Raw genomic sequence first — 14,768 nt, forward strand, 5'->3', positions numbered from 1 at the left:
CTTTATAAATTCTGTAATCTTGAAAAAGCCGCAGCCGATCAGGTGGCTGACGCTGCAGAGGGGCCTTTTGTCCGGTTAGAAACGAAGAGGCATCCGTCTCTTGTCAGGGACAGATGCCTTGTTTACGAATCGCCCACTAGCTCATTGTGAATATTTCGCAAGTCCTGAAGACGCTGCTCATCCCGGCGGAAAAACTCTACAAGCGTTTCAATATGTGTGATGGAATCCCAGCTCAAGTGATGCTCGATTCCTTCCACATCGGTATAAATATGCTCATCAGACACGCCGATCATCGCTAAAAATTCCTCCAGCAGCTTGTGGCGGTCCACCAGACGTTTGCCCATCTTCTTGCCTTTGCTGGTTAAAACGAGTCCGCGGTACTTCTCGTATATGAGATACTCATCCTTGTCGAGCTTCTGAATCATTTTGGTAACCGATGAAGGATGAACCTCCAAGCCTTCGGCAATGTCCGAGACGCGAGCATATCCCTTTTCGTCAATCAGCTTGTAGATGCGCTCCAAATAATCCTCCATGCTGGGCGTTGGCATCTTCTTCCCTCTTTTCTCTTTTTAAGCATGAATCCTGGAACCCTAATACCTGCTCTTGTAATGATACATGTTTCCGAGAGGACTTGGCAAGTCCTGCCGGGAAACGCCGCTTTTCCCACGACTGCCTACCAGAGGCCGCACACATAATAAACCGGAAAGGAGCTGACATGATGGGAACAGGTGTCACGGAAAGACCCAAGCGAACGCTGCGGCCCACCAAACCGTTCATTCCGGACCTTGTTTATTTTGAGCCGGATGCGCTGAACTATTCCAAGGGCGTAAAAATCATGGAGTGGGTCAAGCAAAACAACATCCCGCTCCGGATGACCACTTCACACAACCGCATTACGAATCTGCCCGGCGACACGGATCTTGAAAAATACAAAAACGCCAAACGCACCCTGGTGGTCGGCGTCCGAAAGACGTTGGAATTTGATCAATCCAAGCCTTCCGCCGAATATGCGATTCCGATTTCCACCGGCTGCATGGGCCACTGCCACTACTGCTACCTGCAAACGACACTTGGCGCCAAGCCTTATGTCCGTGTATACGTGAACACGGAGGATATTCTGGCTTCGGCCAAACGCTATATCGAAGAGCGTAAGCCGGAGATTACCCGGTTTGAGGCCGCCTGTACCTCGGACCCCGTCGGCATTGAGCATATTACCGGCTCGCTTGCCGATCTCATTACCTTCATGGCGGACGAGGAATTCGGGAGGCTGCGATTCGTCACCAAATTCCATCATGTGGACCCGCTGCTTAAGCTAAAGCACAACGGTCACACCCGCATCCGTTTCAGCGTGAACTCCGATTACGTGATCCGCCAGTTCGAGCCTTCCACATCCCACTTCGAGGAACGGATCGAGGCTGCCGGTAAAGTGGCTCACGCCGGCTATCCGCTCGGTTTCATCATTGCTCCGATCATTTGGTACGACGGCTGGGAAGAAGGCTATGCGGACCTTCTGGCGCGTCTGGAGAAGACGCTTCCCAAGGATGCCACAAGCGATTTGACCTTTGAGCTGATCCAGCACCGTTTTACCAAAACGGCAAAATCCGTTATCGAGCAGCGCTATCCCAAAACCAAGCTCGAAATGGACATCGAAAAACGCAAAAAGAAGTGGGGTCGCTGGGGACAATCCAAGTACGTATACCCCGATGAACAGCAAACCGCCCTGCGCGAATTTATCACAGAGCGGATTTTTGAGCATTTCCCTTCAGCCAACATTGATTATTTCACCTAGAATTTCAACCAGTCCGGTGTAATGGCCTGCAGCCAGATTGTAATTTTCGTCATTTGGTTCGTGAACAGCAGGATGCCCATCAGGAGCATCAAGGCACCGCCAATCTTCATCATGATGCCCGAATATTTCACGATCCATTTCGTGGAACCAATGAAGAAGGCGAGCACGAAGAACGGAATGGCGAACCCGAGCGTATAAGCGGTAATAAGCGGGAACCATGCACCGGGCTCCGTTGCCGCAAGCGCAATAATCGCTGCGAGAATCGGCCCTACGCAAGGCGACCAGCCTGCGGAAAAGCCGATGCCGAAAATAAAGGAGCCTATGTAACCCGCAGGTTTGAATTTAAAGTCCATTTTGAAATCTCTCATCAAAAACTTGGGCTGAAAAATACCCACGAGAAACAGCCCCATCAATATAATCAAAATGGCGGAAAGCTGGCGAATGAGGTCCCGGTTGTTGTTAAAAAAATTACCGAACAATCCGGCCCCCACACCTAATGTGTAAAACACCGCGGAAAAGCCCAAGATAAACGCAAGCGTATGCGTCATGGTCCGGAAACGGACTTCTTTTTTGTTCTGCTCCGTTTTCAGCTGCTGAACCGACATCCCTGTAATATAGGATAAGTATGAAGGATACAAAGGAAGACAGCAGGGAGAGATAAAGGAAGCCAGTCCGGCAAGAAACGCGATCCAGACATTCAAGTTCGACAATGCCGTACCCCCTATAATCTAATTCGAAAATCCCTTTTTGCCGGCCATCGTCAAAATCAGAAATGCGATCAAGAGAAGAACAATGGTTGCTCCTGGCGCCAAGTTCCAAATACCGGCAATGACGAGCCCGATAATCACGGCAATTTCGGAAATGACCACGGATAAAATCACGGAAGATTTGAAGCTGCGCGCTATGAGCAAGCTAATGGCAACCGGGATGGTCAGAAGCGCAGACACCAGCAGCGCCCCCACAATTTTGATCGCCGTACTGATCACCAGCGCAGTCAGAATCGTAATCAGCATATTCAGTATGCGCACGGGCAGCCCGTTCACGCTTGCGGCATCCTCCTCAAAGCTGAGCAGAAAGAACTCTTTGAAAAAGAGAGCCACAACCACGGCCACGACCAGCGTTACGGCGCCAACCACGTACAAATCCTGTGTATCCAGCGTATAGATGCTTCCGAACAAATAACTCATCACATCTGTATTGTAACCCATACCGAGCGTAAAAAACAAAGAAGCCAGCGCGACTCCGCCGGACATAATGATGGCAATGGACAGCTCGGCATAGCTTTTATACGCTTTCCGGAGCTTTTCGATCGCAAACGAGGCCAGCACGGCGAACACCAAGCCTGCACCCAGCGGGTATACCTCGATTAAAAAGCCTAAAGCAACCCCTGCAATGGTGACATGCGCCAAGGTATCCCCGATCATGGACAACCGGCGCAGGACCAGAAAAATCCCAATCAGCGGCGCGGTAATGCCGATCAGAATGCCGCCGGCGAGCGCACGCTGAAAAAAATCACTAAGCATAATATCAATAGCCAATTATAACGACTCCTTCTGCGGATGTTTCCATGATCACGTCAGCGAATGCTGCAGATCCCGCTCCTCGCAATTTTGAATTTCATGAGAATGCCGGACATAAAAGTTGATCTTTCCGTTTTGCTGCTTGGGATTTTTTCCAAGATAGCTTTCCACCATCCCCATATCATGGGACACCATAAGGAACGTCATATGATGATGCTCATGCATATGCGTGATCAGTTCAAAGAAATCCGCCTGCGTTTCTGCGTCAATGCCGACGGTAGGCTCATCCAATATAAGCAAATCGGGCCGATTGATCATGGCTCTTGCCAGAAAAGCGCGCTGCTGCTGCCCTCCCGACAGTTGTCCAATTCTCTTTCCCGCAATATCCTGGATTCCCATGACCTCAAGCGCGTCGTCGCATTTTTGCTGATGGCTTTTGCTGACTCTCTTAAACAGGTTTTTGTTATTGTAGAGGCCAGACAGGACCACTTCACGGACCGTTGCCGGAAACAAGGGATTAAAAGAGTTCTTTTGCGGCACATATCCGATCCGCTCCCAGTCCTTGAACCTCCGGATCGGCTGCCCGAACAGCTTGATTTGGCCACTACCTGCAGGCAGTAGACCCACGATCATCCGCATGAGCGTGGATTTTCCGGCGCCGTTGGAACCGATGATGCCCACAAAGTCTCTCTCCTTAACGGTAAAGCTCAAATCCGAGATGACCTGCTGTTCCCGGTAGGAAAAGGAGATATGCTCCAGCTCCACCACAGGCTCATGGCAATCATCAATGATCGGCGTATACATGTGACATCTACCTTTCTATGTGAAATCCTTCTTTTTTTCTCGTATAATTACCCCTGCAATGCCAACATCAAATTGGTTAAATTGTTGCGCATCAGACTGAAATAATCATCGCCGCGTTTCAGCTGCTCTTCGGTCAGCCCTTCCACGGGATTCAGCACGAGCACCTCGGCGCCCGTCTCGGAAGCCAACGTTTTGGCCAGGCGATCCGATACCAGCTCTTCAAAAAAGATATAATGAATGCCTTTTTCCTTCACCAGCCTAGACAAATTCAGCAGATCACGAGCCCGCGGCTCGGCATCGGGGGACAAGCCCATAATGGCATGCTGCGTCAGCCCGTAATCCCGAGCCAAGTATCCGAAAGCCTCATGCGATACGACGATTTCCTTACGGGGCATATCTTTCAACTGGTTTACGAATTGTTGATCCAGATCCTCGAGCTTCTTCTTCAGTACCAGGTATCTGCTCGTATATGCATCCTTATGGGAAGGATCCGCTTCGATATAGCTGTTCAGCATGTTCTCAGCCATGATCATGGCTGACTTCGGGCTCACCCACGTATGAGGGTCAACGTGCTGCAGATGATTATGGCCCTCGCCCTCGTGCTGATGCTCCTCGTCTTCGTCCGATTCAATCAGCTTCACTCCGCTGCTCACCTCGTAGGCCTTAACCTTCGAATTCCGGTTCAAGCCTTTCAGAAACTGAGGTACCCAGCCCTCCAATCCGGCACCGTTATAGAAAAAGAGCTGCGCTTTGGAGGTATTGACAATATCCTGGCTGCGCGGCGTCCAGTCATGGGGCTCCACGCCGGCCGGCAGGAGGTTGATGACGTTCGCATCTTCGCCGCCGATCGCTTTGGCAAATTCATATATGGGGTAAAAGGTGGTCACGACGTTGACCTTTCCTTCAACGATTTTCCCCTGGCTCTGCGGGCCGCAGCCGGATGCTATTACGATCAGCATCAAAACCAAGCTCCATGCCGCAGCCGCCTTCAGGCGTACTGTCTTTTTCAATGGATTAGAACCTTCCTTAATCGTAAATTTTACTAATAAATTATAGAATGGGTGTTGAAAATTTGTCAACCGTATTATGGATCCGGAGATGATTTCCATCAATCCTGAATCTAAAAAAAAGACGGAACACCTTTATTCCTAAAGGTACTCCGTCTTATTATTCCTCTATTCACTCCGGTTCAGACCGGATTCGATAGACTTCTTAAGCAATTACTTCACGACAGCCCCGTTCGGCATGCTGTCAGGCACCGTTGCCAGCGTCAGCTGATCACCCTGCGATGCGGCAAGAATCATGCCTTGAGACAATTCGCCGCGCAGCTTGACCGGCTTCAGATTCGTGACGCAGATGACTTTACGGCCCACCAGGTCTTCCGGCGTATAAAATTTGGCAATGCCCGAAACCACCTGACGCTGCTCGAATCCGAGATCCAGCTGCAGCTTCAGCAGCTTGTCGGCTTTTTTCACGGGCTCAGCGGAAATGACCTGCGCCACGCGCAGCTCCACCTTGGCAAAATCCTCGATGCCGATTTCTTCTTTCAGCTCCGGCAATTCCTCTGCAGTCGCTTCAGCCAGCTTCGCTTCTTCTTCCTTGGCCGCCGGAGCACCTCCGGTCATCGCTTCCTTGATGTAAGCAACTTCAGGCTCGACCTCAAGGCGCGGGAAAATCGGGTTGCCTTTTACCAGCTTGGTGCCGGCAGGAATCCGGCCAAAGGTTTTGCCGCTGTCCCAAGCTGTCAGCTCGCCTTCTTCAATCCCAAGCTGCTCCCAGATTTTATGCGGAGCCCGGGTCAGGAACGGCTGCAGCAGGATGGAAGCGATCCGCAGGCTTTCCACCAAATGCGTCATAACGGAAGCGAGCTCGTCACGCTTCGCTTCGTCTTTAGCCAGCGTCCATGGCTGCGTTTCGTCAATGTATTTGTTGCTGCGGCTGATAAACTGGCTGATGGCCGTCAAAGCAACCGAGAACTCCATATTTTCCATGGCCTCTTCAACCTTGATGTATACGGCTTTTGCCGCCTCCTCCAGTTCGCCGTCAAATGCGGTTACCGCGGATTGGTATGCCGGGACAAGTCCGTCAAAGTATTTGTCGACCATCGCCACCGTACGATTGAGAAGGTTGCCGAGGTCATTGGCAAGATCGGAATTCACGCGTTCTACGAAGCTCTCCGGCGTAAAGGTTCCGTCCGCTCCGAATGGCACTTCACGGAGCAGGTAATAACGCAAGGTATCCAAACCATAACGGTCGATCAGAGTCACAGGATCGACGACGTTGCCTTTGGACTTGGACATTTTCCCGTCCTTCATGAGCAGCCAGCCATGCGCGAATACCTTCTTCGGAAGCGGCAGGTCGAGCGCCATCAGAATGATCGGCCAGTAAATCGTATGGAAACGGACAATCTCCTTACTCATCAGGTGAACGTCTGCAGGCCAATATTTTTCAAACAGCGTCGTATCATCCGAGCCGTATCCGAGTGCGGTGATATAGTTGAGCAGCGCGTCAATCCATACATAAACGACATGCTTCGGATCGCTTTTGACCTTCACGCCCCACTCGTAGGTCGTACGGGAAACCGCGAGATCCTCCAGGCCCGGCTTAATGAAGTTGTTAATCATTTCATTTTTACGGGATACCGGCTGGATGAAATCCGGATGCTCCTCGTAATACTGCAGCAAACGGTCCACGTATTTACTCATGCGGAAGAAATAGCTTTCCTCCTTGACGCGTTCGACGGGACGACCGCAATCCGGACATTTGCCGTCCACAAGCTGTCTTTCCAGGAAGAAGGATTCATCCGGCGTGCAATACCAGCCTTCATATTCCCCTTTGTAGATATCGCCCTGCGCAAGCAGGCGTTCGAACACTTCCTGCACAACCTTCGTATGGCGTGGCTCGGTCGTCCGGATAAAATCGCTGTTGGAAATATCAAGCTTGTTCCACAGATCCTTGATGCCGGCTACGATATCGTCGACAAACTGCTGCGGCGTTTTGCCGGCTTCGGCAGCCTTGCGTTCGATCTTTTGACCGTGCTCGTCGGTTCCCGTCAAATAGCGGACGTCATAGCCGCGGAGTTTTTTGTAGCGGACCATGGCGTCGCCGGCAACCGTGGTGTATGCATGGCCAATATGCAGCTTGTCACTTGGATAATAAATCGGTGTTGTCAGGTAAAACGTCTTTTTCTCGGACATTCGAAGCTCATCCTCCTGGAATGCAATAATTTTCTTCTTTGAACACAAAAAAATCCCGCCCCGCTATGGGACGAGAGTTCTCTCACGTGTTACCACCCAATTTCCCCGCTTCCTTCCGGAAGACAGGCTCCACCGGTTTCCGGAATACGACCGGATACCGTCCATTAACGCTGGAACACGCCGCCCCCTTACGCAGCCGGATCATTGCGTATCCGCTGCCGCTCGAAAGCAGTTCCTCCGGGACCATCTTCGGTGAACCCGCTTAGACCGGCTCGCAGCAGTTACCGGCTCTCTGAGCTAAGCTTATGTTCTCCTACTCATCCGTTCTTTGGAAATTACCTATATTTCTTAATATACTGAACCATCACATCTGAAGTCAAGTCTGTTGGTCACGATCCTGTTGCCGATGCACGCCCTTTTTCTCCTTGCGCGGCGGAACCAGGTCCACTCCGCCCGGGTGAAACGGCTGGCATTTAGCAATCCGCTTGGCCGCCAGCCAGCTGCCCTTCAACGCTCCATGCACTTCTATCGCTTCCATGGCATAGGCGGAGCAGGTCGGATAAAACCGGCATGTAGGCGGCTTAAGCGGCGAAATCACCTTCCGGTAGAATACGATGGGACCCTGAGCGATTTTGCGGCTCACTCCCATATTACTGCACCCTGTCAGCTTTGGAAGAACCTTGTTCCTCATCCGAGCCGGACTGCTGGCAGTCCTTACAATAACCGAATACTTCGAATTTATGCGTCACAACCTGGAAGTCTTCCGGCGCATCCGCCAGATCGACCGGGCAAAAATGGATCGGATAGGTTCGCTGGCACTGCAGGCAGATCATATGGTGGTGATGGTGATCTTCGTTGCAGCTCGCCTTGAATTTCATTCCTTCCTCAAATACCACCTGCTCGAGAACGCCTAGCTCCTGCATGACGCGAAGGTTCCGGTATACCGTGTCAAAGCTGAGACCGCTGTATTTCTTGCACATATATTCATAAACATCCTTGGCCGACAAATATGCCGAATGTTCGCCGAATAATCTGGCGAGCGTCTTCCGCTGGTCGGTAATGCGCAGTCCCTGTTCCGACATGGCGTGAATGATCTGGTCTGTCGAAAGCATAACGCTCAATCCTCCCGTTTGTATCAAGGTAAAGCATTCCTGTAACTGTCATATTTCAATAAAAATTATCGAATTTCGCAGCCGTTTTACTACTTCTAATAATGCCTCAAAAGCTCCGGCCAGTCAATTCAGCAAGAGGGAACCCGGGTAACGGGTTCCCTCTTAGGAATGAATGATTTTTACTTGATGAAATACGTTTTCAGGTCGTCGAGCATCAGGTTTGCCGCCAGCACGCCGCCGGCCGTGTTCCAGATCACGTCATCAACCTTGTGGGCATTGCCCTTTTTCACGACATCAAGGTTTTTCCAAAGCTTGTCGTTCGTCCATTCCTTTTCCATTTCATTGCCTTTGCCGTTTCCGGTTTCATAAGTGAAATAGAACAGGATGTCCCCGTCCATCTCCGGAATGCGCTCTTTGCCGACGTCATCGAAAAACCCTTCGTTATCCTGGGATTTCGGACGTGCAAAGCCTAGCTCGCTCAAAATAAGGCCAGAGAACGTGTCTTTATAGTACATGCGAGCCTTGCCTGCCATAAAGCGAACCATCGAAACCTTCATGTTCAGCTTGTCGCCAAGCTCGGCTTTGAGGTCAGCCACATGCTTGTCATAGGCCGCAAGCACTTCAGTGCCTTTCTCCTCTTGGTTAACGGCGTTCGCCCACAGCTTGAAATTTTCCTTCCACTCACCGCGCAGCGTTTCAGAGAAAACAGTCGGTGCGATTGCAGTCAGTTGGTCATAGATTTTCTCCTGACGCATTTTCGTACCCAAAATCAGATCCGGCTTCAGGGCGGCGATCGCCTCTATATTCGGCTGGCCTTCTTCGCCAAGGCTTTCTACGCCCTGCATTTGATCTTTAATATGAGGATACCAAGGATCTCCCGTCCAGGATTTTACGGCGCCGACAGGCTTGACTCCTATCGATAATAGAGCTTCGGTGCCTTCGTTAGTCAGAACGACGACGCGCTGCGGATGAGCAGGCACCTTCACCTTGCCCATAATCGTATCAATCGTGCGCTCAGCATCTTCCGATCCTTGAGCCGCTTCCTTGTTATCGTTCCCGGTCGTTCCCGATGAGCTGCCACTGTCATTGCCGCAGGCCGAAAGCACGAGTACGGCTGCAAGCAGCATAAGTATCATGCCGTTCCATTTCTTCATAAGTATGTGTTCTCCCCTTTTATTATCTCTATGATAATGATTATCAGTAGCAATACTAATCCTAATTGAAACAGCTTTCACTTGTCAACAAATTAGGAAAATTAGCCCGTTTTTCGAATGGGCTTTCTATTTAGCTTCTCTTTTCTCACTGAGAATGATATTCATTGACTTTAGTCCCCCCTCCCCTTAAACTTTTATATGTTATTTATTTTCCTGGGTAGGAATGAGGGATATTCGGTGCAGACTGTTTGGCTGCATAAAACTACATACAAATGGATCGGCCTGATTGCCGGGATCGTTATTCTGCTATTAAGCATGGCCGCCAGCATTTTGTTCGGCGTACACAGCACGGGCTGGCGCCAGGTTCTGGAGGCATTCACCTCCTACAATGGAAGCACGGAGCATATCATCGTCCGCGAAGTCCGGGTGCCGAGAGCGCTGATCGCGGCTTTCGTCGGAGGCAGCCTTGGCATTTGCGGTGTGCTGCTGCAGTCGCTGACCAAAAATCCGCTTGCCGATTCAGGCATTTTCGGAATCAACGCCGGCGCGTCGTTGTTTGTCGTCGCTTCGTTCGTCCTTTTCGGCGTGAGCTCACTTGCTTCATTTACATGGATCGCATTCCTAGGCGCTGGGGTCAGCTGCCTATTCGTATTTATCCTTGGTTCTGCGGGCAGGCAGGGCCTTACGCCACTGAAAATCACCTTGGCGGGCGCAGCCATTACCGCTTTCTGCAGCTCGATGACCAATGGCATGCTCATTATTAGCGGACGAGCTATGGAGGAAGTACTTTTCTGGATGTCAGGATCGGTCGAGGGCAGAAGCCTGAATATTCTGTTGAGTCTGCTCCCTTACATGCTGGCCGCTTGGCTGATCGCCATGCTAATCAGTTCCTCGATCAACACCTTGATGCTGGGGGACGATGTCGCCAAGAGCCTGGGGCAGCGAACACTGCTGCTCAAGCTTACGATGGGAGCGCTTATCGTTGTGCTGGCGGGCAGCTCCGTGGCCGTTGCAGGTCCGATTGGGTTTCTCGGACTGGTCATCCCGCATATTACCCGGACGGTCGCAGGCAAGGATATCCGGTGGCTTGTCCCCTACAGTGCGGTGCTCGGCGGCATTTTGCTGCTGCTCGCCGATATTGCCGCCCGTTTCATTGCCATGCCGCGCGAAATCCCTATTGGCGTGATGACTGCCATTATTGGCGTTCCTTTCTTCATTCACGCTGCCAGAAAGGGGCTGTTAAAAAAATGAGCCGCGCAAAAAATCCCAAAGAGCCCATCGCTATTCGAATCAGCGGAGAGCGGATTTCTTTATTGACAAGCAGGAGACAAATAACTGTGCTTGTTGGCTTAGCGCTTCTCCTGATCCTCGCCATGATCGTAAGCGTCGGTTTCGGAACGAAGTACGTGAATCCCTGGGCCGTTGTACAAGGCATTTTCGGTCAAGGCGACTCGCTTGATGTCGTCGTGGTGCAAAAGCTCCGCTTGCCCCGCGTAATCGTTGGCGCCATGGTCGGTGCCTGCCTGGCTATGTCCGGTGCGATTACCCAGGGGCTTATCCGCAATCCGCTGGCTTCCCCGGATGTCATGGGGGTAACCAGCGGCGCTTCGCTGGCAGCCACCGCCATCATTACGCTGATACCCTCAGCCAGCGTATTCTGGCTGCCGCCGGCAGCGTTCATCGGCGCGGCGTTAACGACGCTGCTCATATATTTGCTTTCCTGGAAAAAAGGCGTCAATCCGTTAATGCTCGTCCTGGTCGGCGTGGGCATCGGGTCTGTAGCCTCGTCCATTTCTACAATGCTGCTTGTGACTGGGCCTACGGATGTCGCGCAAAAGGCGTTTAACTGGCTGCTCGGCAGCGTGTACGGAAGCTCCTGGAAGCATGTGAACATGATCCTCCCATGGTTTGCCGTACTCGGATGCTTGAGCCTTGTTTTTGCCCGCCGCATCAATATGCTGCAGCTCGGCGACGATCTTGCTGCCGGAGCGGGCAGCAGCGTGGAAAGAGACCGCACCCTGCTCATTTTTACCGCCGTCGGACTCGCCGGTGCGGGCATTTCCGTCGGAGGCGCGATCGGCTTCATAGCGCTGCTCTCCCCCCATATCGCCAGAAAGCTCATCGGCTCCTCTTATGGATCCTTGCTTCCGGCAAGCGGACTTTGCGGAGCCTTTATCGTCGTACTCGCGGATGTCCTGGCAAGGAACTTGTTTACACCGCTCGATATTCCGGTGGGCGTATTTACCTCCGCCGTCGGCGCGCCATTCTTCATCTACTTGTTGTGGAGAAACCGGAGCACGTAAAAAATAAAAAGGCGTCTCATCGGTCCACGTCGGACTGCCGAGACGCCTTTTTACTTTCTACCTGTCTCAGTATAACATCAACACGAGGGCTTTCACTACTGCTGCAACTTTTCGCTCTTATACCCTTCTGTGACCCACGCATACATTGCCATGGATTTTGCCCTGGAATTCCCTGATTCGCGGCTGATGACGATTTCACCTAACGCGGGGCTGCAGGTTCTGAGGATTTCCTAAGCCATTCACAATCAACATCAAAGTCGCTCTATATCACTTAACTTGCTGCCATGCGATACGGTACACCTATTAAGCGCTAAACATCAAAAAAAGCTGCCCGGCATCATGGATGCTTGAGGCAGCTCTTTGCTGTGAATGAATTACAAGTGTGCTCACGGATTGATCAGGACTGCTTCTCCTGCGGCATAGGCATGAGCAGCAGATTGATCGGCAGATTGCTTCCCGGCGACGGCGTATACATAATCTCTACGCTCTCCTCATACTTGCCAGTACGATAGAGTACGCTGTTCTCATTCGGCGCGCTGACGGATGCCTTGTTCGCGACTTGCACGACTTGGCCATTCACCGTAACGATTCCGTTATAGTTGCCGCCCCGAGGGTTCAAGGTAATCAAGGTATTCGGTGCAACGCGGCTGAACTTGATTTTGTACAAGACGCCGAAGTTTCCGGCATTTGAAGCTTCAGTCCCATAGATGCCGTCCAGGCCTTTCAGATTCGGATCTGCTTTATTGTCTCCAAGAACGAGACGCGAAGGCGTGCTGCCTACCTGCTGATCATAATTGATTACGCGAACGGAATCCGGATACGTGCCGCGGTTATGAACATCACGGTCCAGGTTCGAGAGATAAGGCAGGCTTTGCAGCGGATCCTTGTTCTCATCGATCATTATGACGGTATACTGGATCGGATAATCGCTGAATGCATCAGCAAGCGCGGAAATCGTATCGCCCGGCTTCATTTTGATTTTGTTGACATCCGTCATAATCACTTTGCTTTCGCCTGCAGCCAGATTAATCAATTGATAAGCAGATGAATCCCGCATGGATTGGAAGTAACGCTCCAGAGAAGTCTTGCCCGTCAATTCCGGATACGGGTTCGGACCGCCGATTCCGAAGTTTTGCAGAGTTATCTGTGCCGGTCTGTCCGTATAGGTATTGGTTGCGATGACGTAGAGCTTCGTGTTTTTACCCGTGGCGTTAACATGGTGCAGCATGAAACGCGTGCTGCCAAGCGCCGTTTCCTTGTACAGCACCCCCTCCGAATAGACGGTTTCAGGGCTGTTGCTGCGAATCAGCGTGGCGGGCTCGGATGTAAAGGTAAAGTCCAGATTATTCCATGTCGGTACCTTGGTGCCGTCAAACGTATACTTTTCGCCTACCTGCGTAAACAGTCTGTTGAATTCATCTTCGGTATAGAGCGTCTCGTTCGTGATCGTGATCGTTTTCTGGAATTCGCCGACCGCTCCATGTTTGTCTGTCACCTTCAAGCGGATCGTGACAGGACCAGGCTGGAAAAATGCCTTATGGTCATTGAGCCATTGACGGTCGACAATCGCATTCTCGTCATCGGTACTGTGATCCGTGATTGTGATCAATTCACCCATCTTGTACTCGTCTTTATCGGTCGTGAAGTTGGCCACCGGCGGTTCGTTTGGTTTGAGCACATTCACGGTTACGGTATACGGATCGCTCCATTGCCCGCTGGAATCCTGAACATAATGAGTAATCGTATAAGTTCCGGCCGTTTGAAAAACATCCTCTTTGCCTTCCCAGCGTTCATCGACGATTTGCAAACCGTTCGACGTTTTGGACTGGGTTGAGTATGTCACATTCGTTTCACCTGCAAATATTTCCGAAGGCTGTACCGTAAAGGCGGCTACCGGCTTGGTCGAGAGCGATAGAATGACTCTCTTGCCGGGCTGATCCACCGTATACGGAATATTCAGCGCTTGAGTAATCGAAGTCAACGGAACCATAAACACGTTATTTTGCTGGTAAGAAGGTCCCTTCATCGGCTTGGATTCGCCGTTTACGCGGTAAACGCTGCTATTGGTTTTGAACCGCAGTTCTTTACCGTCCTTGATAATAATGGTTTCCTTCGTTTTGCTGTCGTACGAAAGCTTAAGGCCCACCCGTTCCACCATTGCGCGGATGGCTACATAGGAGACCCCGTTTTTCACAGCCATCGGCTGTCCTGCAAGATAAAGCTTGCCGTTCTGGTACATCTGATTGCTGTTCATCATCAGAATCAGTTGATTGGAACCTGCTTGTGCCGAAATGCCGGTTGCTGCACCCGATCCAGCTGTTTCAGTCGTTGTGCCCGGTGTAGTTTCGGCCCCCGTTCCAGGCGTGGTTCCGGTTTGACCGCTGCTTCCATCGGCCGGGCTGCCATCGCTCGCGGCACCGTCATCTCCGTTGGCATTCGTGGATGGTGTTTGATCCCCTGTACCTGTGTTGTCCGTACTGGTTGTTCCTTTGTCTCCGCCTGCTCCCCCTGTGCTGTTCTGGCCGTCCCCCGTATTTCCAGTGGTAGATTGACCAGCAACTCCTGCTGTGCCACCCGTTTGCGCGTTCGCCGTGCTGTCGGCGCTGCTGTTAGCATTCACGCTAATTCCCTGAACGGTTTCAGGCTGAACTGCACCTTCCGCGCCGGCAGGAATCACGAGCGCAGTTTGAGCTGCAGCAAACACAGCAATCATTGTTAATTTTCTGAAATTCATGTACAGACTCCTTTATGCTCCCATTTTTATATCTCGCTCTCATAGAACATAGTATTAGACGCAAAATTTGCTAAAAAGTTGCTCTATGACTTCAGACAATATCAAAAAAGGAAGATTTCCCCATGACAAGGAATCTTCCTCCATTCCAATCCTTG

Annotated in this window: 14 protein-coding genes; 4 read left to right on the top strand and 10 right to left on the bottom strand. The window is 51.4% G+C overall.

Translation table 11 applies throughout. From position 1 onward, the window contains the following. Positions 1 to 122 precede the first annotated feature (122 nt). Positions 123 to 548, bottom strand: coding sequence for a transcriptional regulator MntR (mntR, locus tag PCH05_RS13700; protein WP_127602966.1), 426 nt, complete (start codon positions 546 to 548; stop codon positions 123 to 125). A 170-nt stretch (positions 549 to 718) separates the two neighbouring features. On the opposite strand from mntR, the gene splB reads away from it, so the two are divergent. Then, complete coding sequence (gene splB / locus PCH05_RS13705; RefSeq protein WP_127602967.1) at positions 719 to 1,789, top strand: spore photoproduct lyase; 1,071 nt, start codon at positions 719 to 721, stop codon at positions 1,787 to 1,789. Here splB and PCH05_RS13710 read toward each other — a convergent pair. The 5 genes from PCH05_RS13710 to metG all read right to left on the bottom strand — a co-directional run bounded on the left by PCH05_RS13710 (position 1,786) and on the right by metG (position 7,337). Then, positions 1,786 to 2,499, bottom strand: coding sequence for a cytochrome c biogenesis CcdA family protein (locus PCH05_RS13710; protein ID WP_127602968.1), 714 nt, complete (start codon positions 2,497 to 2,499; stop codon positions 1,786 to 1,788). The genes splB and PCH05_RS13710 overlap by 4 nt on opposite strands. An 18-nt stretch (positions 2,500 to 2,517) precedes the next feature. Then, entirely contained in the window at positions 2,518 to 3,312 is a 795-nt protein-coding gene (locus PCH05_RS13715) for a metal ABC transporter permease (protein ID WP_371860545.1), read from the bottom strand. A 48-nt stretch (positions 3,313 to 3,360) separates the two neighbouring features. Then, entirely contained in the window at positions 3,361 to 4,113 is a 753-nt protein-coding gene (locus PCH05_RS13720; protein WP_127602969.1) for a metal ABC transporter ATP-binding protein, read from the bottom strand. Positions 4,114 to 4,160: 47 nt separating this feature from the next. Beyond that, a complete protein-coding gene (locus tag PCH05_RS13725) occupies positions 4,161 to 5,072 on the bottom strand; it encodes a metal ABC transporter substrate-binding protein (RefSeq protein ID WP_127603085.1) in 912 nt (303 codons plus the stop codon). 261 nt (positions 5,073 to 5,333) lie between these two features. Beyond that, a complete protein-coding gene (gene metG, locus PCH05_RS13730; protein ID WP_281278767.1) occupies positions 5,334 to 7,337 on the bottom strand; it encodes a methionine--tRNA ligase in 2,004 nt (667 codons plus the stop codon). A gap of 59 nt (positions 7,338 to 7,396) precedes the next feature. Here metG and PCH05_RS27285 point away from each other — a divergent pair, with 59 nt between their 5' ends. Beyond that, complete coding sequence (locus PCH05_RS27285; RefSeq protein ID WP_164766646.1) at positions 7,397 to 7,576, top strand: hypothetical protein; 180 nt, start codon at positions 7,397 to 7,399, stop codon at positions 7,574 to 7,576. 110 nt (positions 7,577 to 7,686) lie between these two features. On the opposite strand, the gene yidD is transcribed toward PCH05_RS27285, so the two are convergent. From yidD to PCH05_RS13745, 3 genes are all read right to left on the bottom strand, one after another. Continuing rightward, complete coding sequence (yidD, locus tag PCH05_RS13735) at positions 7,687 to 7,959, bottom strand: membrane protein insertion efficiency factor YidD (protein ID WP_127602971.1); 273 nt, start codon at positions 7,957 to 7,959, stop codon at positions 7,687 to 7,689. A 1-nt stretch (position 7,960) separates the two neighbouring features. Continuing rightward, positions 7,961 to 8,422, bottom strand: a complete 462-nt coding sequence (locus PCH05_RS13740) for a Fur family transcriptional regulator (protein WP_127602972.1) — start codon at positions 8,420 to 8,422, stop codon at positions 7,961 to 7,963. Between the two features lie 179 nt (positions 8,423 to 8,601). Further along, positions 8,602 to 9,576 (bottom strand): ABC transporter substrate-binding protein, encoded by a 975-nt coding sequence (locus tag PCH05_RS13745; RefSeq protein ID WP_127602973.1) that lies wholly within the window; start codon positions 9,574 to 9,576, stop codon positions 8,602 to 8,604. 237 nt (positions 9,577 to 9,813) lie between these two features. On the opposite strand from PCH05_RS13745, the gene PCH05_RS13750 reads away from it, so the two are divergent. Together PCH05_RS13750 and PCH05_RS13755 are read left to right on the top strand one after the other, a co-directional pair. Next, positions 9,814 to 10,827, top strand: a complete 1,014-nt coding sequence (locus PCH05_RS13750; RefSeq protein WP_246049555.1) for a FecCD family ABC transporter permease — start codon at positions 9,814 to 9,816, stop codon at positions 10,825 to 10,827. Positions 10,828 to 10,913: 86 nt separating this feature from the next. Further along, positions 10,914 to 11,879: a FecCD family ABC transporter permease gene (locus tag PCH05_RS13755; RefSeq protein WP_246049557.1), complete on the top strand. Its 966-nt coding sequence runs from the start codon at positions 10,914 to 10,916 to the stop codon at positions 11,877 to 11,879. 397 nt (positions 11,880 to 12,276) lie between these two features. On the opposite strand, the gene PCH05_RS13760 is transcribed toward PCH05_RS13755, so the two are convergent. Next, the gene (locus tag PCH05_RS13760) at positions 12,277 to 14,613 is read right to left on the bottom strand and encodes a stalk domain-containing protein (RefSeq protein ID WP_127602976.1); all 2,337 of its coding nucleotides are present in this window, start codon (positions 14,611 to 14,613) and stop codon (positions 12,277 to 12,279) included. Positions 14,614 to 14,768 lie beyond the last annotated feature (155 nt).

It is taken from the genome of Paenibacillus chibensis (assembly GCF_004001045.1).
Lineage (GTDB): Bacteria > Bacillota > Bacilli > Paenibacillales > Paenibacillaceae > Paenibacillus_AQ > Paenibacillus_AQ chibensis.